Genomic DNA, 19,000 nt, shown 5'->3' on the forward strand with positions numbered 1-19,000 from the left:
GATGCCATCCGCCACCGACATCGACGTCGCTCGGCCCGCGTCGTCCCCGGCACGGGGCCGGGCCGACCCGTCAGCGCACCGGACCGAGCAGCGCCGTCGCGATCGTCCGGGCCGCGGAGTCCCGCGACGACGGGTGGTACTGGCCGGCCCGGACGTCCCGAGCGAGTCGCGCGAGTTCGCCCCCGGCCCGGTACGCGGAACCGCCGACGACCCGCATCGCCTCGTCCACGACCTGCTGCGCCGCGTCCACGGTGCGCGCCTTGGTGCCCACCAGCAACGGGAACCACCGCGACCCGTGGTCGACGAGGTCGTCGACGTCGCGTGCGAGGGCGTCCACCTGCAGCGCGACCGCGTCGACCGCACCCTGCGCGTCGGCGAGGGCACGGCGCACGTCCGGGTCGTCCGCACGGCGTGTGCCGTCGAGTGCGGTGCGGTCCCGCACGGCATCCACCGCCAGCTCGACCGCGCGCTCCGCGATCCCGACGTACACGGACGCCACGAGGAGCTCGAACGCGGCGAACACGCCGAAGGTCAGCGGGTCCTGGTTCGGTCCGACCGGCAGCACCCGCACGATCCGGTCCGCGGGTACGTGCACGGCGTCGAGGACGGTCGTGCGGCTCTGGGTCGCCCGCATGCCGAGGGTGTCCCAGTCGTCGCGGTGCGTTACGCCGCCGTCGGCGCGGACGGTGAAGCCGTGCACGAGCACCGGCTCGGGGCCGGACGTGTCCTTCCCGAACACGCTGAGGACGTCCCACGCCGGAGCGAGCGAGGTGGACACCTTGGTGCCCGTGAAGCGGTAACCGCCGTCCCCGTCCGGCTCCGCCGTCGTCAGCGAGTCGAAGAGCACGGCGTCGTTGCCCGGCTCGCTCACCCCGAACGCGAGCAGGTGGTCGTCCGCCGCGTGGTCGGTGACGGCCTGGAGGAACGACCCACCCCGTGCCCACACGCTGCGGGCCGCCTGCACCCACACCTGGTGCATCCCCAGGCCGAGCGCCGTCGCCGGCGCCGCCGTCGCGAGGGTCCGCTGGACCGCGGCCGTGGCGCGCAGCCCGAGGTCACGACCGCCCTGCTCGACGGGGACGCCGAGTCGCAGGTACCCGGCCGCACGGAGCTCGTCGAGGTCCTTCGCACAGAACGCGTTCGCGGCGTCGTACCCCGGTGCCCGTTCGGCGATGCGCTCGAGGAGGTCCGCGGGGATCGGGTTGGCCGTGCTCATGCCACGAGACTAGGGTCCGATGCGTGTCAGAACGTCATCCGTGGTCCAGGTACGTCGCGATCGGTGACTCGTTCACCGAGGGGATCGGCGACCCGGACCCCACCGTGCCCGGCGGCAACCGGGGCTGGGCGGACCGGGTGGCCAAGGTCCTCGCGCACCAGGCGGACGCGACCGGCGCCGGTGACTTCGCGTACGCCAACCTCGCGATCCGCGGTCGCCTGCTCCAGCAGATCATCGACGAGCAGGTCGAGCCGGCGCTCGCCCTCCGACCGGACCTCGTCACGGTGTCGGCCGGCGGCAACGACATCATCCGCCCCGGCACGGACCCGGACGACCTCGCGGCGAAGGTGGACAGGATGATCGCCCGGCTCCGCAGCGACGGCGCAACGGTCGTCATGTTCACGGGGCCGGACGTCGGGATGACGCCGGTGCTCGGCATGGTCCGTGGGAAGACGGCGATCTACAACGAGAACCTGCACGCGATCGCCCTCAAGCACGGCGCACTGGTCGCCGACATGTGGGCGCTCCGGGTGCTGCGCGACCCGAGGATGTGGGCCCCCGACCGACTGCACCACTCCCCGACCGGACACGCCACCGTCGCCGCAGCCGTCCTCGACACGCTCGGCGTCGAGCACGGGCTCGCGCCGTTCGCGCCGGAGCCGCTCGAGTCGCGGCCGTGGCGCGAGGCCCGTGTCGAGGACCTCGGGTGGGCGAAGGAGTACCTTGTGCCCTGGGTCGTCCGGCGCATCAAGCACACGTCGTCCGGCGACGGCGTCTCCCCGAAGCGCCCCGAGCTGCAGGACGTCGTGGAGCACCGCTCCGACACGCCCTAGGCGTCCGGTCGGCGGTCTCCCCGGCGGCCGGCCCGTCAGTCGGCGGGACGGCGGAGCGTCGTCGGGCCGTCGTGCAGCGGCTGCGTCACCCACGTGAACGTCGCGTCGCCCGAGTCGGTCGCGATCCGGACGTGCGCCGCGTGCGGGGTCTCCACGAACCGCACGGCCACGAGCACCGCCGCGCCGTCCTCGACCAGTGCGGCGCTGCCCGCGAGCGGCCCCTCGACCGCCCACTCCCCTTCGCCGACCGGGACGGACAGGTGCCCGCCCTCGACGTCGAGCTCGAGGCGCCACGTGTGGTCGTCGTGCTGCAGCGGGCCGTGGGCAGCGGCGTCGGGGAGCCGCTGACCCGCGACCGCGGGCAGACCGAGCGAGGTGATCCGCGCCTCCAGGCCGGCGTCCGCGTCGGTGGCCGCGGACGCACCGTCGACGGCGGGCAGCAGGTGCTGCCAGGCGGCGTCGAGCACGGCCTGCATGTCGAGGCTCTGCCCGGTCAGGGCGAGCACGACGTCCTGCTCCGGCAGGACGACGCAGAACTGTCCGTAGGCGCCGTCGCCGCGGAACCCGTGACGAGCCATCCAGAACTGGAACCCGTAGCCCTGGCTCCAGTCCGGGTTGTCCTCCTGCGGGTTCTCGACCTGGACGCGCGTGGCGGCGTCGACCCAGTCCTCGTCGAGGAGGCGCTGCCCGTCCCACACGCCGCGCTGGAGGTACAGCTGCCCGAGCTTCGCGACGGCCTCCACCGGGGCGTAGCAGCCGCTGAAGCCGAGCTCGTTGCCCTGCTCGTCCCGCTTCCAGGCGAGGTCGGTGATGCCGAGCGGATCGAGCAGCCGCGGTCGCAGCCAGTCCACGAGCGACCCGCCCGAGACCCGCCGGACGATCTCCGCGAGGGTGTACGTGCACGGCTGGTTGTACGCGAACACCGAGCCGGGCTCCTCGTCGGGCGGCAGCAGCAGGAAGCCCCGGACGATGTCCGTCGGGTCGATCGCCAGGGCCCGCTCGAGCGTCTCCTCCCGGTGCCCGCTCGCCATCGCCAGGACGTGCCGCACGAGGATGCGGCGACTGCGCTCGTCGGAGACCTCGGCGTCGAGCTCCGGGAAGTACGACAGCACGGTCGCGTCGAGGTCGACCAGGCCCTCGCGCACGGCGATGCCGACGCCGGCCGCGGTGAAGCTCTTGCTGAGCGAGTACAGCAGGTGCACGGACTCGGCGCGGTACGGGTCCCAGGTGCCCTCAGCGGCGACCTGGCCGTGCCGGAGGAGCACGAAGGAGTGCGCCTCGACGTCGGGCGTCGACTCGAGGGCGTCGAGGAACGCGGAGACCCCGCGTGCGTCGATGCCGAGGGCGGACGGGGAGCTGCGCGGGAACGTCGTCGTCACGCAGTCGACGCTAGCGGAGGATCAGGTGCCCCGGAACGGGTTCGTCCACCGCCACCACACACCCGGGTCGGTGATCGAGCGGTCGAGCTCGAGCGGGACGGTCACCGCGTCGTGGTCCGAGATCGAGAACCGCACCCGGCCGACCCGTTCGCCGCGGTCCCCGAGGGTCACCGGGTCGAGGTGGGTCGTCGCGGTGACCGTGGTCTTCCCCCACACCAGCACATCGGACGCCTTCGCCGCGACCGCGTCCGCCCCGTCCTGCCACGGCGTGCTGTAGGTGCCGAAGGTCTGGCCCTCGTGCGTGAGCGTCACGAGCTGGAAGTTGTCGGCCACCGACCGCAGCAGCCGCTGCACGTCGTCGTCGAGCGAGTCGTGGTCCACACCGCCGAGCATCGCCCCGACGACCGTCACCTGCCGGCCACCCCGCTCGTAGGTCGCGGCGAACAGCAGGCACGCCCCGGCCTCGTCCAGCGTGCCGGTCTTGATGCCCTCGACCCCGTCGAGCCCGAGCAGCTTGTTCGAGTTCTCGATCTCGCCGGCACCCGGCACCGTGACATGCTTCGTGCCGACGATCTCCTTCACCACCGGGTTCGCGAGGGCGAGCTGCCCGAGGTCGACGAGGTCCGTCGCCGTCGACCGGTTCCGCGGGTCGAGACCGGTCGGCTCGTGGATCACCGTGTCTTCGAGGCCGTGCTCGTCGAGCCACGTGGACGCGGCCTTCTGGTACGCGTCCATCGACCCGAACGCCCACAGTGCGAGCGACCCCGCGTAGTTGTTCGCCGACTTCATCAGCATGACCTGGAACGTCTGGTACTCGGACAACCGCAGGCCGTCGGGCATCGGCGCGACCTCGCCGTTCACCGCGAGGTACTTCGCGTAGAGCCCCTGCATCTGCTTGGTGAAGCGGATCGTCGGGCCGGTCTCGCCCGTCCGGAGCGGCTTCTCCTCGAGCACGACGAGCGCCGTGACGACCTTCGAGATGCTCGCGATCGACCGCTGCTTCCGGTCGCCGCTCGTGCGCAGGCTCTCCGGGAAGTCGGTGGCCTCGACCGCCGTGGCGCCGTACCCCGGGAAGGTGAGGTCGGGCACCGTGGACCTCGGCGCGGAGTAGGTCGTCGTCGTCGCGCTCGCCGGGGCGAACGGCACGACGGCGGCCGCCACGAGGTACCCGACGGCGAGGACGAGCACCGCGACCACGCTGATCGTCACGGGCCGCCGGACGGCGGAGCGAGGGCGGCGGACGACTCGTGGCACAGCCAGGGAGCCTAGCCGGGAGGCGCGGGCCGGCCCTGCGAGGACGCTCCGGCTGTGGAGAACATGGGGCGTGCCTCCAGGCCGGGTCAGGCGACCGGCACCGGTCCACCGTCGCGACGGTCACGCACCCGCGCTGGTCACGCGGCCGCGCTGTTCACGCGCCCGCGCTGGTCACGCGGCCGCGCTGTTCACGCGGCCGCGCTGTTCACGCGCCCGCGCTGGTCAGGGGGTCAGCGCGCGCGCTGCGCGTGCGCGACGGCCCAGAGGGCGACGGCGCTCGCCGCGGCCACGTTGAGCGAGTCGACACCGTGCGACATCGGGATCCGCACGGTGGTGTCGGCGGCAGCGATCGCCCGGTCGGTGAGTCCCCGGCCCTCCGTCCCCATCACGAGGGCGACCCGCTCCGGGACGTCGGCGACGAACCGGTCGAGGTCGACCGAGCGGTCCGTCAGCGCCATCGCGGCGAGGTGGAACCCCTGCTCCCGCAGTTCCTCGCCGGCGTCCGGCCACTCGCCGATGCGCGTCCACGGCACCTGCAGCACCGTGCCCATGCTCACCCGGACGCTCCGGCGGTACAGCGGGTCGGCGCACCGCGGACTGACGAGCACGGCGTCGGCGCCGAGGCCCGCGACGCTCCGAAACACCGCGCCCACGTTGGTGTGGTCGACGATGTCCTCCAGCACGACGACGAGCTCCGCGTCACGGACGACCTCGGCGACCGTCGGCAGCTCCGGCCGGTGCATCGCAGCGATGGCTCCGCGGTGCATCCGGAACCCGGTGAGTTCCTCGAGCAGCGCGTCGGGACCCACGAAGACCGGGCCGTCGTGCTCGGCGACGAGCGGCAGCACGTCGTCGAGCCACTTCTCCTGCACGAGCACGCTGCGCGGGACGTGCCCGGCCCGGACCGCGCGCTCGATCACGGTGTTCGACTCGGCGATGTAGAGCCCGCCCTCGGGCTCCGTGACACGCCGGAGGGCCACGTCGGTGAGTCGTGCGAAGTCGTCGAGGCGGGGGTCGTCGAGCGAGTCGATGCGGACGGGCTGCACGGGGTTCCGTTCTGGGAGGGAAGGACGCGGGACGGTCGGCTGTTGAGGGTACCGTGGAGACGATGCCCCCGAGCGACGAGCACACCACCGCGGCCGACCTCGACCGCGCCGTCGAGCTGCTCGCCGGCAAGCGGATCGCGGTGCTGTCCGGCGCCGGGCTCAGCACCGACTCGGGGATCCCCGACTACCGGGGCGAGGGACGCGTCGTGCGGAAGCCGATGACGTTCCAGGAGTTCCGGTCCGACCCGGCGAAGCGGCAGCGGTACTGGGCCGGCTCGCACCTCGGGTGGCGGACCTTCGCGGCGGCGGTGCCGAACGACGGGCACCGGGCGCTCGCCGAGCTCGAGCGCGCGGGCATCGTCACGGGCGTCATCACCCAGAACGTCGACGGGCTGCACCTGCGGTCCGGGTCGCGCCGGGTCGTCGAGATCCACGGCTCGATGGACCGTGCCGTCTGCCTGACGTGCGGCCAGGTGTTCTCCCGTTCCGACCTCGCGGCGACGCTCGACCGGGCGAACCCGTGGATCGACGAGCCGGGTTCCGTGCAGCTCCAGCCCGACGGCGACGTCGAGATCACCGACGTGGAGCGCTTCGTCGTCCCGGACTGCTCGGTGTGCGGTGGCGTGCTGAAGCCCGACGTGGTGTTCTTCGGCGAGTTCGTCCCCGCCGAGAAGTTCCGCGAGTCCGTGTCGATCGTCGCGGACGCCGACGCGCTGCTCGTCGTCGGGTCCTCGCTCACGGTGAACTCGGGCGTACGGCTCGTCGACCACGCGGTCCGGCGGAAGCACCCGGTCGTGATCGTGAACCGCGGGACGACGCGCAGCGACCGCCGTGCCGCCGTGAAGCTCGACGCCGGCACCACCGAGACGCTCGTGGCGCTCGCGGAACAGCTCACCACCGCGGACGCCCCCGTCGCCACGACCGCGGACCTGACATGATCGTCGGGTGACGACCCACCTCTCCCTGGTCCGGCACGGCGAGACCGACTGGAACCGGCAGCGCCGCATCCAGGGGTCGACCGACATCCCGCTCAACGACGTCGGACGTGCACAGGCAGTCGGGGCCGCCGAGCTCCTCGCGCGACGGACCTTCGACGCGGTGGTCGCGTCGCCGCTGCCCCGTGCCCTCGAGACCGGTTCGATCATCGCCTCCCGGCTCGGTCTGGCAGTGCCCGACACCTACCCGGGACTGGCCGAGCGGTCGTACGGTGCGGCCGAGGGGTTGACGGACGTCGAGATCCGCGCACGGTGGCCGCACGACGACGTCCCCGGACGCGAGTCCCGGTCGGCGCTCCTGGCACGCGTGACGGAGCAGCTCAGCGAGATCGCGATCCGGTACGACGGCGCGTCCGTCGTCGTCGCCACGCACGGTGCCGTCATCCGGAGCGTGGTGAACGCCGCCGCCCCCGGGACCGCCGACCGCCACAGCACGCCGATCCGCAACGGTTCCATCCACTCGTTCCGGTGGGACCCGGAGCGGTTCCACGCCGAGCTCGTGCGGTTCGACGACCCGATCGACGACGCCTCGGACGGTCCGGGCGGCTACGCCTTCGAGTACCAGAACCCCCTCGAGCGGCGAAGCTGACACGGGCGGCACGCAGATCGGGGAGCCGAGCGGGAAGCTCGAGTCTCGTGCACAGCGACCCTCCTCGTGGTCGCGAGCACGAGGATCGTCGCTCACCACGAGACCCGGCACGGCTCGACCCGAGACTCGCGGTCGGCGCCACGAGACACGCGGCACCCAGCACGAGACTCGCCACCCTCGCCGGGGACCCGTTGCCCGCTGCGGGACTATGCTCCGGGGCACTCCGGGCCGAGCCGGGCGCGCGAACCCCGACCCGGTCAGGAGGTCCTGAGAGGGGGACCGCATGAGCACCCAACAGCCCGGGTGGCCGGCCGAGCCCGACGACGACCTCGACCGGGCGTTCGGACCCGACACGGCCTCGGTACCGACCCGGACCACTCCCCAGCGGGTGCGACGGGGCGCGCTCGTCGCCGGCGGCGTGGTCCTCGCAGTGGGCGTCCTCGCGGCCGCGCTGATCACGATCATCGGCAGCGTGCAGAACGGCGTCGGCGGGGTGTTCCCCCAGCCAGCCGCAGCGCTCAGCCGGTTCGAGGCCGCCGCCGGCGCCGTCGACGGGGTGGTCAAGGTCAACGGCATCCGCACCACGAAGACGGGGTTCGCCAGCTACGACGTCATCTCGGTCGCCACCGCCGAGGACGGCCTGGACGAGACCGCGCAGGCGGCACTCGTCTCCGCGCTCAGCGAGGCCGCGGCGAGGACGGACGGGAACGGCGTCCGGGTGTTCGCGGTCGTCGCGATCGACACCATGCGCGTCGGGATCTCGGCCGACGCCGAGGTCAGCGCGCGCCGCCTCGACCTGGCCAGGCGGGTCGACGCCATCGGTGGGGTGCGCGCGGTGCGCTGCGCCTGGGTCGCGTCGACGCCCTCCGACGACGCGAAGGTCCAGCAGGTGACCGTGCAGACCGCGGGGCGTGGTGCAGCACTCGGTGCCGTGCTCGCGAAGGCGCGGCAGGCGACGCAGGAGGTCCTCCCCGGAGCCGCGGTGACGAGCGAGCCCCCAGCCGCCTGACCGGCCGAGTGGCCACCGGCCGACGGACGCGCTGGAGACCCTAACGAGCCGCCCGGTCCGCCACGGCCCGCTCGACCGCGGCCACCACCCGCTCGGCGGAGTCCGCCCACCGGAACCGTGCTGCCTGCTCGACGGACTGCTCGGATGCGTCGTCCCACCGGTCCTCGAGCCGACGCACCGCGGCGGCGACCGCCGACGGCGAGGACGGGTCGAAGTACTCGGCGGCGCTGCCGCCGATCTCCCGGAAGATCGGGATGTCGCTCACCGCGACCGGGGTCCCGACGCCCATCGCCTCGACGAGCGGGATGCCGAAGCCCTCGTCGTAGGACGCCGTCACCAACGCCGTCGCGGACCGGAGGACGTCGAGGTAGGTCTCGTCGGATGCGCCGTCGTGGAACACGAGCGACCCGGCGGGTGCGATCCGGGTGAGGCGGGCACGATCGGCGTCGGACACCCGCGACATGCAGTGCAACCGCCAGTCGGCCCCGAGCAGTGGCATCGCGGCCGCCAGGGTCTCCACGTTCTTGTACGGCATGAACGACCCCATGTACACCAGATCGCGACGTCGCTCCCCGTCTGCGGGACGACGCTCCGCCGGATCCGCCGCGTTGTAGGCGACCGTCACGGGACGCGTGGTCAGTCGGTGTCGCCGGATGAGGCCAGCGGTCGTCTCGGACACGGTGACCACGCCGTCGGCGCCGTTCAGCAGGAACCGCTGCGGGGCCCAGGACAGGTGGAACGCCCGCCACCCGAGCCGGATCGGCCAGGAGAACTCCCGCGGGGGCGTGCGGTTCCGGTAGTAGATGAGGTCGTGCAGGGTGAGCACGAGGGCGTAGTCGCGTCCGCGGGACCCCATGGTCTGCATCGGCGAGAACACCGCGTCGAGGCCGAGCCGGTTGACCTGCCGCGCGACGAACGGTTCGCCGGCGTCGGTCGGGGCCGGCAGGACTTCGTGCGGGAGCCCCTCGGGAAGGGAGTCGAGCTGCCGGGCGTCGTGCACGAGCAGTACGTGGTCGTGCCGCTCGGGCAGGTGGGCGACGATCCCCGCGGTGAACCGGGAGATGCCGTCGTGCCGTCCGATGCGGACGTAGCGGCAGTCGATCCCGATGCGCAGGCGGCTCACGACGTCCGCTCCACGCCGCGACCCGGACGTCCGGCACGGCTCGAGCCCGCATCGTCGCTGTCTGCTCCGCCCGTGGCAGCGCCGGCCGGCGCGGCCCCGGCACGCCCGCCGCGCCGCTGCGACCCACGCCGACGGGCGCCGCCCGAGTCGTCCATCCGACGGAGCACCGCTGATGCGGCCGCCGCGGGGGTCTCGTAGTGCACGAGGTGCCCCACACCCGGCACGACCACGAGCTCGGCGTCCGCGAGTCGGGCAGCGAGTGCCTGCTGCTCCGGCACTGCCGTGATGTCGTCGTGCTCGGCCGCGATCATCAGGACGGGGACGTCGATGCGGTCGGCGTACTCCGAGACGTCGTGCGTCACCGACGTGCGGAACGCCTCGAGCACGCTCGTCCGGTCGGAGAAAGCGGAGAAGTACCGGTCGTGCTGGTCGTGCACCCAGCGCCGGAGCTCGCGGTCGTGCGACTTGAGCATGGCGATGCTCATCGCGCGGACGATCGCGGGGTTCCGGAGCAGCGCGAGGCCGAGCGGCTTCGGCAGCAGCGCGCCCGCTCGGTAGTAGCCGATGGCGACGCCGGTCGCGATCGCCCGCGGACCCTGCAGTGCCGGGGCGGCGATCGGGTTGACGAGCACGAGGAGTCGGGTGCGCAGGCCGGCGGCGACGGTGGCGGCGACGACGATCGACCCGAACGAGTGCCCGAGGACGACGGTCTGGTCGTCGAGGCCGAGCGCCGCGTGGAAGCCGGTCAGCCACGCCACGTAGGAGTCGATGTCGGACGACGGCAGCGGGTCGGACACCCCGAACCCCGGCAGGTCCGGCACCACCACGCGCACGCCCTGCAGGTGCGCGGCGATGGTCTCGAGGCCGTGGTGGTCGCCCCGGAACCCGTGCACCGCGAGCACGGTGCGCGACGCGTCCTCGGGGCCGTAGACCCAGTAGTGCGTCGTCCGCCCGTCGATCCGCACCGATCGGTGCACGACCGGGGTCGCGGCCATGAGGGACTGGTAGGGGGAGAGCAGGGGCGGGCGCATCCTGGCCAGTCTAGGGAAGGCGTACCAGGCGCCTCCTGCACCCCGGGAATGATGTGGAGAACTCGCAGACGGAACGGGTCCGCGCGAGCGACCCGCGCCTCCGGTCCGGTCTTCCTGCGGACAGCGCCAGCCGCGCGGCCTAGCGTGTCCAGGGTGACGTTCACGGCCCCGATCCAGCTCCCAGGCCTGACCCTGGACCCGCAGTGGTACAAGCGCTCCGTCTTCTACGAGTGCATGATCCGCTCGTTCGTCGATTCGAACGGCGACGGGATCGGTGACATCCAGGGCGTGATCGGCAAGCTCGACTACCTCCAGTGGCTCGGCGTGGACGCCATCTGGCTGCCGCCGTTCTTCCAGTCGCCGATGCGCGACGGCGGGTACGACATCTCGGACTACAAGGCGATCCTGCCCGAGTTCGGTACGCTCGACGACTTCCGCGAACTCGTCACGAAGTCGCACGAGCGCAACATGCGGATCGTCATCGACATGGTGATCAACCACACGAGCGACCAGCACGAGTGGTTCCAGCAGTCCCGCGAGGACCCGGACGGCCCCTACGGCGACTTCTACGTCTGGCGGGACACGGACACCGAGTACGAGAACATCCGCATCATCTTCGTCGACACCGAGGAGTCGAACTGGACGTTCGACCCGGTCCGACGGCAGTTCTTCTTCCACCGGTTCTTCTCGCACCAGCCCGACCTCAACTTCGAGAACCCCGCGGTCGTCGAGGCCGTGTACGACGTCGTGCGGCACTGGCTCGACATGGGCGTCGACGGGCTGCGGCTCGACGCGATCCCGTACCTCTTCGAGTCCGAGGACGGCAACGGCGAGGGCGAGCCGGAGACCCACGAGTTCATCAAGCAGCTCCGCGCGATGGTCGACGACGAGTACCCCGGCCGCGTGCTGCTCGCCGAGGCGAACCAGTGGCCGCGTGAGACCGCCGCGTTCTTCGGCACCGACGAGGAGCCCGAGTGCCACATGGCGTTCGACTTCCCCGTCATGCCGCGCATCTTCTACTCGCTCCGCGCGCAGCACGCCTCGGAGCTCAAGGCGATCCTGTCCGAGACCCTCGACGTGCCCGAGTCGGCCGCGTGGGGCGTCTTCCTCCGCAACCACGACGAGCTCACCCTCGAGATGGTGAGCGAGGAGTACCGCCAGGCGATGTACGGCTGGTACGGCTACGACCCGCGGATGCGTTCGAACATCGGCATCCGCCGGCGCCTCGCTCCCCTGCTCGACAACTCCCGCGCCGAGCTCGAGCTCATCCACGCGCTGCTGTTCTCGCTCCCCGGGTCGCCGTTCCTGTACTACGGCGACGAGATCGGCATGGGCGACAACATCTGGCTGCCCGACCGCGACTCGTCCCGCACGCCCATGCAGTGGACGCCCGACCGGAACGCCGGGTTCTCCACGGCGGACCCGGGCAAGCTCTACCTGCCGGTCGTCCAGTCGCTCGTGTACAACTACCAGCAGGTCAACGTCGAGGCGCAGCTCGCCCAGTCGCGGTCGCTGCTGCACTGGGTGCGCAACGTCATCCACGTCCGCAAGGCACACCCGGTGTTCGGCCTCGGCACGCTCGCGGTGCAGGAGACCTCGAACGAGTCCGTGCTGGCGTTCGTGCGCTCGTGGGAAGGGTCGGGGCAGCAGTTCGGCCCGTCGGCGGAGGACGTCCTCTGCGTCTTCTCGTTCGCCACGAACCCGACCTCCGTCACGATCTCGGTGCCGGAGTACGCCGGGCGGCCGCTCTACGACCTCTTCGGTGGCAGCGTCTTCCCGTCGTTCGACGAGCACGGGTCCGTCACGCTGACGCTCGGGACGCAGTCGTTCTACTGGCTGCACGTCGGCGCGGCTCCGGCGGTGGCCCCGGGAGCGGTCGCGCCCGCCTCCGCCACGACGACGGCGTAGCGGCCGGGAGGCACGGCGCGGCCCCGACAGGCGGGTCGCGTCGTCCGTCGCCTCCGGTGTCGGTGGGTCCTGCGTCGTTGCGCGCCGCGGCGGTTCGCACCGTGTCGGTGGGTCGGGTGTCGGTGTTGCCCGTGTCGGTGGGCCCCGTGTCGGTACGTGCCGTGTCGGTCGGTCCCGTTAGCCTGACCGCGTGACGTACTCCGCGACAGCAGCCGCACCGACACCGACGTCCACGGTGCAGGACCTCTCCGGCCGCCCGTGGTGGCACGCACTCGGCGTCTTCGACCTCGAGACCACCGGCGTCGACGTCGAGACCGCCCGCATCGTCACCGCCCACGTCGGTCTGATCGACATGACGGGCCGCTCCATCGTCGAGGGCGCCTGGGTCGCCGACCCCGGCATCGCCATCCCCGAAGGTGCCGCCGCCGTGCACGGGTACACCACCGAGCGCGCCCAGGCCGAGGGACGTCCCGCCGGCGAGGTCGTGGCCGAGGTCATCGCCGCGGTCGAGGCCGTGTTCGCCCGCGGCATCCCGCTCGTCATCTACAACGCCCCGTACGACCTCACCGTCCTCGACCGTGAAGCCAAGCGGCACGGCCTCGCCTCCCCCGTGATCGGCAACGTCGTCGACCCGCTCGTCATCGACAAGGCGCTCGACACCTACCGCAAGGGCAAGCGCACGCTCGAGGCCGCGTCCGAGCTGTACGGCGTCACACTGTCCGATGCGCACGACGCGGGCGCGGACGCCATCGCGGCCGGACGGGTCGCGCAGGCGATCGCGGCCAAGTACCCCGACGAGCTCGGGGTCTCCGCCGAGGAACTCCACCGCAAGCAGGTCGGCTGGTGCGCGGACCAGGCGGCGTCGTTCCAGGAGTACATGCGGACGAAGCGCGACCCGGCGTTCACGGCCGACGGTCGCTGGCCGCACCGCAACGGCTCGTAGCGCAGCCGAGAGTCGTCCGGCGATCGGTGCGCTCGTCGACCACCCGCGCCGATCGAACCGCCATCCCGACATCGAACCGAGCGGGTGTCCTGGTTCGATGTCGTGCCCGTGGTTCGACCTCTCGGCGCGACGCTCCAAACCACGCGCCCGCGCCCGCTGCCGGCACCGCACGCCCCACGGAACGCCGAGCGGGCGGCCCTCCCGGAGGAGGACCGCCCGCTGCGGAACGCGAGGCTGCTTACTTGCCGAAGCCCTTGAAGCGCTGGTTGAACTTCTCGACGCGACCGGCCGAGTCGAGGATGCGCTGCTTGCCCGTGTAGAACGGGTGCGACGCGGACGAGATCTCGACGTCGATGACCGGGTAGGTCGCACCGTCGAGCTCGATGGTCTTGTCGCTGGTCGCGGTCGAGCGCGTCAGGAACGTCTCACCGGAGGCCAGGTCGCGGAAGACGATGGCGTTGTACTCGGGGTGGGTGTCGGTCTTCATGGAGATTCCTCGGTTGGATGCGGTCGGATTGCGCGGGTCCGAGAGGACACCGCGCGGGAAGTCTTCGGCGTGCGCCAGCCGTCTACGTTACCAGATCGGCCCGGCGAGCCGCTACGACGCGCGGGCGCTCCAGCGCCCGTCGTCCTTCGTCACGGTGAGGCCGACACCGAACGCTTCCGAGAGCGTCGCGTCGGTCAGCACCTCGTCGATCGGCCCGGCAGCCTGCACGCGTCCGTCGGTGAGCACCAGGGCGTGCGTGAAACCGACGGGGATCTCCTCGACGTGGTGCGTGACGATGACGATCGCGGGTGCGTCGGGGCTCTGCGCGTAGCCGCCGAGGGTCCGCACCAGGCTCTCGCGGGCGCCGAGGTCGAGCGACGCCGCGGGCTCGTCGAGGAACAGGACCTCGGGGTCCGTCATCACCGCGCGGGCGATCTGCACGCGCTTCTGCTCGCCGTCGCTCAGCTCGCCGAACGTCCGCTCGGTGAACGCGCCGAGACCCCACTCGTCGAGCACGCGCTGCGCACGGCGGACGTCGAGCTCCTCGTACTCCTCGTTCCACCGACCGGTGATCGAGTAGGCGGCGGTCAGCACGACGTCGAGCACCGTCTCCGTGAACGGGATCCGACGGGCGAGCGCGGTCGAGGCGAACCCGATGCGGGGGCGGAGCTCCGCGAGGTCGGCGGTGCCGAGTTCGACGTCGAGGACGTGCACGTCACCCGAGGTCGGGAAGGTCTGCGCACCCGCGATCTGCAGCAGCGTGGTCTTGCCGGCGCCGTTCGCGCCGAGCACGACCCAGCGCTCGTCGGCCTGCACCTCCCACGAGACGGAGTCGAGGATGGTTGCTCCGTTGCGGACAACGGAGACGTCTGACAGGCGCACGACCGAGGGCATGTCCCCAGCCTACGGGGTCCGACCGGGAGGCCCGCGGCGCGACACCGGGTCGGCGCGCGCCGCGGACGTGGCCGGGTGAGCCCCCACCGTGTCGGCCGCCCTGCGGGTCGGCGCCCAGCGGGTCGGCGTCGACGAGTCAGCGCCCGGCGAGCACCCGGTCGTACACGGCGCGGGTCCGGTGGGCGATCGCGTCCCACGTGAACTCGCTCTCGACGCGCAGCCGACCGGCGCGGCCCATGAGCTTCGCGAGTCCCTCGTCCTCGAGGACCTCGTTCAGCGTCGCCGCCAGGTCGGCCACGTAGCGGTCGGGGTCGGTCGGCGTCCCGGTGCCGTCCTGCGCCTGGTCGATCGGCACGATGCGCCCGGTGAGCCCGTCCGCCACGACCTCGGGGATGCCGCCGGTGCCGGTACCGACGACGGGGATGCCGCACGCCATGGCCTCGAGGTTCACGATGCCGAGCGGTTCGTAGATCGACGGGCAGACGAACACCGTGCCGGACGACAGCACGTTGACGACCTCGCCGTGGGAGAGCATGCGGTCGATCCAGACCACGCCGTCACGTTCCGCACGCAGGGACTCGACCAACCCGGTCACCTCGGCCATGATCTCCGGGGTGTCCGGCGCCCCGGCACAGAGCACGATCTGGACGTCCGACGGCAGCGACGCCACCGCACGGAGCAGGTAGGGCAGGCCCTTCTGGCGGGTGATCCGCCCGACGAACACGACGCTGCGGCGGGAGGGGTCGATCCCGAGAGCGCGGACGGCGTCCTCGTCGACGGTCGGCTTCCACTCCTCGATGTCGATCCCGTTGTAGACGACCTGCACCCGCTCGGGGTCGATCGACGGGTACGACCGGAGGATGTCCGCGCGCATGGCCTTCGACACCGCGACGACCGCGTCGGCGCGCTCGAACGCCTCACGCTCCATCCAGCTCGACAGGCGGTAGCCGCCACCCAGCTGCTCGGCCTTCCACGGGCGCAGCGGCTCGAGGCTGTGCGCGGTGACGACGTGCGGGATGTCGTAGGTCAGCTGCGCGATCCGCCCCGCGGCGTTCGCGTACCAGGTGTGCGAGTGCACGAGGTCGGCACCCTCGACGTCGGCGGCGATCGCCACGTCGGTGCCGAGTGCCTGGAGCGCACCGTTGGCCCGCTCGAGGCCGTTCGGCGTCCGGTAGGCCCAGACGTCGGCCTCGTCCCGGAACGCCCCGAAGGCGCGGACCCGCACCTCGGTGTCCGTGCCCGACCGCAGCGCTGCGGTGAGCTCGGCGACGTGGACGCCCGCCCCGCCGTACACCTCTGGTGGGTATTCCCTGGTCAGTAGATCGACTCGCACGGGTTCAACGTAACCGTTCACCGGTCCGGACGCATACTGTGAGCGGTATGGCACCAAAGAAGGTCTTCGGCATCGTCCTCGCCGGCGGAGAGGGCAAGCGCCTCATGCCGCTCACGGCAGACCGCGCGAAACCAGCAGTCCCGTTCGGCGGCAACTTCCGGCTCATCGACTTCGCGCTGTCGAACCTCGTGAACTCCGGGCTGCAGAAGATCGTCGTCCTGACGCAGTACAAGTCGCACAGCCTCGACCGGCACGTCGCCGAGACGTGGCGCATGGAGGGGCTGCTCGGCTCCTACGTCGCGTCGGTGCCCGCGCAGCAGCGGCTCGGCAAGCGCTGGTTCGCCGGGTCGGCCGACGCGATCCTGCAGTCCCTCAACCTCCTCCGGGACGAGCGCCCCGACATCGTCGTCGTGGTCGGTGCCGACCACGTCTACCGGATGGACTTCCACCAGATGGTCGAGGCCCACATCGCGTCCGGCCGCAGTGCCACGGTCGCCGCGATCCGCCAGCCGATCGGCCTCGCCGACCAGTTCGGTGTCATCCAGGTCGCCGAGGACGACCCGACGAAGATCGACGCGTTCCTCGAGAAGCCGAAGGACGCGGTCGGCCTGGCCGACTCCCCCGGCGAGATCCTCGCGTCGATGGGCAACTACGTCTTCGACGCCGACGCGCTCGTGGACGCCGTGCTCCGTGACGGACAGATCGAGACGTCGAACCACGACATGGGCGGCGACATCGTGCCGGACTTCGTGTCACGCGGTGACGCCGGCGTGTACGACCTCAAGCGCAACGACGTGCCCGGCTCGAACGAACGCGACCGGTACTACTGGCGCGATGTGGGGACGATCGACTCGTTCTTCGACGCGCACATGGACCTCATCGCCCCGGTGCCCGTCTTCAACCTGTACAACCAGGACTGGCCGATCTTCAACCAGCAGACGAACCTGCCGCCGGCGAAGTTCGTCCGCGACGCGAACGGCAACACCGGCTCGACGGTGGACTCCCTCGTGTCCCTCGGCTGCCTCGTCTCCGGAGCGCAGGTCGAGCGCAGCATGATCGGCCCGTGGTGCGGCATCGACTCCGGTGCGCAGGTCCTCGACTCCATCGTGTTCGAGCGCGCCTCGATCGGCGCTGGCGCGGTCGTCAACCGCGCGATCCTCGACAAGGACGTGATCATCGCACCGGGCGCCCGGGTCGGGGTCGATCGCGAGGCCGACGAGGCCCGCGGCTTCACCGTCACCGAGTCCGGGATCACCGTGGTCGGCAAGGGCGTCCGCGTCGAGGCCTGATCGGACGTGCGGGGCGGGTCGTGGCGAGACGCGTCGCGACGCCACACCGGCCGGGAGGCGCGGCTGACGTCACAGACGTCGCCGCGCCTCCTGCTGTCGGTAGCGTTGGTCCGTGCCCCGCTTCCTCGTCGTCCTCGATGCCGATTCCACGCTCCTCGAAGACGAGGTGATCGAACTCCTCGCCGACGCGGCGGGGACCCGGCCACAGGTCGCGGCGGTCACGGAGCGCGCCATGCGGGGCGAGATCGACTTCGCGGAGAGCCTCCGGGAGCGTGTCGCGACCCTTGCGGGCCTCCAGGACGACGTCTTCCGAAGCGCACAGCAGGCGGTCCGCGTGACGCGGGGTGCCGAGGAGCTCGTCCGCGGAGTGCACGCCGCCGGCGGCGCCGCCGCCGTCGTGTCCGGCGGGTTCCACGAGGTGCTCGACCCCTTCGCCGCCGAGCTCGGCCTCGACCACTGCCGGGCGAACCGCCTCGAGGTGGTCGACGGGGTGCTCACCGGCCGTGTCCTCGGCGACGTGGTGGACGCGCACGCCAAGGCCGCCGCGCTCCGGGAGTGGGCGGCGACGGACGGTGTCGAACCGGCCCGGACGGTCGCGGTGGGTGACGGCGCGAACGACCTCGAGATGATGCGGATCGCCGGCCTGTCGGTGGCGTTCGACGCGAAGCCCCGGGTCCGCGCCGAGGCGGACCTCGCCGTGGTCGACCGCGACCTGTCCGCCGTGCTGGCGACGATGGGCCTGCGCGGCTGACCGTCCCCGAATGGACCGACCGGGCCGCGCCGAGACTCGGCCCCGCGGACAGTTCCGCGGCTGAGCGGCCGGGGAACTGTCCGCCGAGGCGAGGCTCGGCGCGCAGATCCTCGGACTAGTGGCCCATCCCGAGGCCGCCGTCGACCGGGACCACCGCGCCGGAGATGTACCCGGCACCGTCGCCCGCGAGGAACAGCGTGGCGTCCGCGACGTCGTCCACGGTGCCGTAACGGGAGGCCGGGATCTGCTTCTTGAACTCGGCGACGAGCTCGTCGGGCAGCGATGCGGTCATGTCCGTCTGGATGAACCCCGGCGTGACGACGTTGGCGGTGATGCCGCGGGAGCCGAGCTCGCGCGTGATCGACCGGGCCATGCCGATGAGCGCGGCCTTCGACGACGCGTAGTTGACCTGCCCGACCTGGCCGAAGGTCCCGACGACGCTGCCCATGAGCACGATCCGGCCGAACTTCGCCTTCATCATGCCCTTCGTGGCGCGCTTGACCACGCGGAACGTCCCGGTGAGGTTCGTGTCGATGACGCTCGTGAAGTCCTCCTCCGACATGCGGAGCAGCAGCTGATCGTTCGTGATGCCGGCGTTCGCGACGAGCACCTCGACCGGGCCGAGTTCGGCCTCGACCTGCGTGAAGGCCGCGTCCACCGAAGCCGTGTCCGTGATGTCGGCCTGCACGGTGAGCGCGCCCTCGGGACCGCCCGTCCCGCTGCGGGAGGTGACCGCGACCCGGTGTCCCTCGGCGACGAAGCGCTCCGCGAGCGCGAGGCCGATGCTGCGGTTGCCGCCGGTGATCAGGACGGTACGGGGGGTGCTCATGGTCGCTCCTCGGGGTGTGTCGGACGGCGTGCCGCCGGACACGCCCGGACGAGCGTACCCGAGCCGATCCGCGCACTCCGATCGCGCGCGG

The 19,000-nt window shown here is 71.9% G+C and carries 18 protein-coding genes; 8 read left to right on the forward strand and 10 right to left on the reverse strand.

Annotation, left to right across the window (positions count from 1 at the left end; translation table 11 throughout):
* Nucleotides 1-70 precede the first annotated feature (70 nt).
* Nucleotides 71-1,216, reverse strand: a complete 1,146-nt coding sequence (locus ABC270_RS10910) for an acyl-CoA dehydrogenase family protein (RefSeq protein ID WP_412880820.1) — start codon at nt 1,214-1,216, stop codon at nt 71-73.
* Nucleotides 1,217-1,239: 23 nt separating this feature from the next.
* Here ABC270_RS10910 and ABC270_RS10915 point away from each other — a divergent pair, with 23 nt between their 5' ends.
* Nucleotides 1,240-2,049: an SGNH/GDSL hydrolase family protein gene (locus tag ABC270_RS10915; RefSeq protein ID WP_412880821.1), complete on the forward strand. Its 810-nt coding sequence runs from the start codon at nt 1,240-1,242 to the stop codon at nt 2,047-2,049.
* A gap of 35 nt (nt 2,050-2,084) precedes the next feature.
* Here the strand turns inward: ABC270_RS10915 and ABC270_RS10920 are convergent, their stop codons facing one another.
* The 3 genes from ABC270_RS10920 to ABC270_RS10930 all read right to left on the reverse strand — a co-directional run bounded on the left by ABC270_RS10920 (nt 2,085) and on the right by ABC270_RS10930 (nt 5,728).
* Nucleotides 2,085-3,428, reverse strand: a complete 1,344-nt coding sequence (locus ABC270_RS10920) for a serine hydrolase domain-containing protein (RefSeq protein ID WP_412880822.1) — start codon at nt 3,426-3,428, stop codon at nt 2,085-2,087.
* 21 nt (nt 3,429-3,449) lie between these two features.
* A complete protein-coding gene (locus tag ABC270_RS10925) occupies nt 3,450-4,682 on the reverse strand; it encodes a D-alanyl-D-alanine carboxypeptidase family protein (protein WP_412880823.1) in 1,233 nt (410 codons plus the stop codon).
* A 230-nt stretch (nt 4,683-4,912) separates the two neighbouring features.
* On the reverse strand, nt 4,913-5,728 hold the full coding sequence (locus ABC270_RS10930; RefSeq protein WP_412880824.1) for a TrmH family RNA methyltransferase: 816 nt from the start codon (nt 5,726-5,728) through the stop codon (nt 4,913-4,915).
* 62 nt (nt 5,729-5,790) lie between these two features.
* Here ABC270_RS10930 and ABC270_RS10935 point away from each other — a divergent pair, with 62 nt between their 5' ends.
* The 3 genes from ABC270_RS10935 to ABC270_RS10945 all read left to right on the forward strand — a co-directional run bounded on the left by ABC270_RS10935 (nt 5,791) and on the right by ABC270_RS10945 (nt 8,321).
* Nucleotides 5,791-6,666 (forward strand): Sir2 family NAD-dependent protein deacetylase, encoded by an 876-nt coding sequence (locus ABC270_RS10935; protein WP_412880825.1) that lies wholly within the window; start codon nt 5,791-5,793, stop codon nt 6,664-6,666.
* A gap of 7 nt (nt 6,667-6,673) precedes the next feature.
* Nucleotides 6,674-7,312: a histidine phosphatase family protein gene (locus ABC270_RS10940; RefSeq protein ID WP_412880826.1), complete on the forward strand. Its 639-nt coding sequence runs from the start codon at nt 6,674-6,676 to the stop codon at nt 7,310-7,312.
* Between the two features lie 283 nt (nt 7,313-7,595).
* A complete protein-coding gene (locus ABC270_RS10945; RefSeq protein WP_412880827.1) occupies nt 7,596-8,321 on the forward strand; it encodes a hypothetical protein in 726 nt (241 codons plus the stop codon).
* A gap of 40 nt (nt 8,322-8,361) precedes the next feature.
* Here ABC270_RS10945 and ABC270_RS10950 read toward each other — a convergent pair whose 3' ends face one another.
* A complete protein-coding gene (locus tag ABC270_RS10950) occupies nt 8,362-9,435 on the reverse strand; it encodes a glycosyltransferase family 4 protein (protein ID WP_412882074.1) in 1,074 nt (357 codons plus the stop codon).
* 5 nt (nt 9,436-9,440) lie between these two features.
* The gene (locus ABC270_RS10955; protein WP_412880828.1) at nt 9,441-10,475 is read right to left on the reverse strand and encodes an alpha/beta fold hydrolase; all 1,035 of its coding nucleotides are present in this window, start codon (nt 10,473-10,475) and stop codon (nt 9,441-9,443) included.
* A gap of 153 nt (nt 10,476-10,628) precedes the next feature.
* Here ABC270_RS10955 and treS point away from each other — a divergent pair, with 153 nt between their 5' ends.
* Together treS and ABC270_RS10965 are read left to right on the forward strand one after the other, a co-directional pair.
* Complete coding sequence (treS, locus tag ABC270_RS10960) at nt 10,629-12,383, forward strand: maltose alpha-D-glucosyltransferase (RefSeq protein ID WP_412880829.1); 1,755 nt, start codon at nt 10,629-10,631, stop codon at nt 12,381-12,383.
* 235 nt (nt 12,384-12,618) lie between these two features.
* On the forward strand, nt 12,619-13,326 hold the full coding sequence (locus ABC270_RS10965; RefSeq protein ID WP_412882075.1) for an exonuclease domain-containing protein: 708 nt from the start codon (nt 12,619-12,621) through the stop codon (nt 13,324-13,326).
* A 238-nt stretch (nt 13,327-13,564) separates the two neighbouring features.
* On the opposite strand, the gene ABC270_RS10970 is transcribed toward ABC270_RS10965, so the two are convergent.
* From ABC270_RS10970 to glgA, 3 genes are all read right to left on the reverse strand, one after another.
* A complete protein-coding gene (locus ABC270_RS10970; RefSeq protein ID WP_144712088.1) occupies nt 13,565-13,813 on the reverse strand; it encodes a type B 50S ribosomal protein L31 in 249 nt (82 codons plus the stop codon).
* A 111-nt stretch (nt 13,814-13,924) separates the two neighbouring features.
* Entirely contained in the window at nt 13,925-14,707 is a 783-nt protein-coding gene (locus tag ABC270_RS10975) for an ABC transporter ATP-binding protein (protein ID WP_412880830.1), read from the reverse strand.
* A 136-nt stretch (nt 14,708-14,843) separates the two neighbouring features.
* Entirely contained in the window at nt 14,844-16,040 is a 1,197-nt protein-coding gene (glgA, locus tag ABC270_RS10980) for a glycogen synthase (RefSeq protein WP_412880831.1), read from the reverse strand.
* Nucleotides 16,041-16,087: 47 nt separating this feature from the next.
* Between glgA and ABC270_RS10985 the strand changes: the two genes are divergently transcribed.
* Together ABC270_RS10985 and serB are read left to right on the forward strand one after the other, a co-directional pair.
* Nucleotides 16,088-17,329: a glucose-1-phosphate adenylyltransferase gene (locus ABC270_RS10985; RefSeq protein ID WP_412880832.1), complete on the forward strand. Its 1,242-nt coding sequence runs from the start codon at nt 16,088-16,090 to the stop codon at nt 17,327-17,329.
* 112 nt (nt 17,330-17,441) lie between these two features.
* Nucleotides 17,442-18,080: a phosphoserine phosphatase SerB gene (gene serB / locus ABC270_RS10990; RefSeq protein ID WP_412880833.1), complete on the forward strand. Its 639-nt coding sequence runs from the start codon at nt 17,442-17,444 to the stop codon at nt 18,078-18,080.
* 115 nt (nt 18,081-18,195) lie between these two features.
* Here the strand turns inward: serB and fabG are convergent, their stop codons facing one another.
* Nucleotides 18,196-18,909: a 3-oxoacyl-ACP reductase FabG gene (gene fabG, locus ABC270_RS10995; RefSeq protein WP_412880834.1), complete on the reverse strand. Its 714-nt coding sequence runs from the start codon at nt 18,907-18,909 to the stop codon at nt 18,196-18,198.
* Between the last annotated feature and the right edge of the window lie 91 nt (nt 18,910-19,000).

This window comes from Curtobacterium phoenicis (assembly GCF_047238015.1).
In the GTDB taxonomy this organism is placed as follows: Bacteria; Actinomycetota; Actinomycetes; order Actinomycetales; family Microbacteriaceae; genus Curtobacterium.

Excerpts from the sequence above, each read along its gene's own strand:
- ABC270_RS10910 (WP_412880820.1), bottom strand. The coding sequence starts at position 1,216 with ATGAGCACGGCCAACCCGATCCCCGCGGACCTCCTCGAGCGCATCGCC.
- ABC270_RS10935 (WP_412880825.1), top strand. The coding sequence starts at position 5,791 with ATGCCCCCGAGCGACGAGCACACCACCGCGGCCGACCTCGACCGCGCC.
- ABC270_RS10945 (WP_412880827.1), top strand. The coding sequence starts at position 7,596 with ATGAGCACCCAACAGCCCGGGTGGCCGGCCGAGCCCGACGACGACCTC.
- ABC270_RS10955 (WP_412880828.1), bottom strand. The coding sequence starts at position 10,475 with ATGCGCCCGCCCCTGCTCTCCCCCTACCAGTCCCTCATGGCCGCGACC.
- ABC270_RS10970 (WP_144712088.1), bottom strand. The coding sequence starts at position 13,813 with ATGAAGACCGACACCCACCCCGAGTACAACGCCATCGTCTTCCGCGAC.
- ABC270_RS10975 (WP_412880830.1), bottom strand. The coding sequence starts at position 14,707 with ATGCCCTCGGTCGTGCGCCTGTCAGACGTCTCCGTTGTCCGCAACGGA.
- ABC270_RS10985 (WP_412880832.1), top strand. The coding sequence starts at position 16,088 with ATGGCACCAAAGAAGGTCTTCGGCATCGTCCTCGCCGGCGGAGAGGGC.
- fabG (WP_412880834.1), bottom strand. The coding sequence starts at position 18,909 with ATGAGCACCCCCCGTACCGTCCTGATCACCGGCGGCAACCGCAGCATC.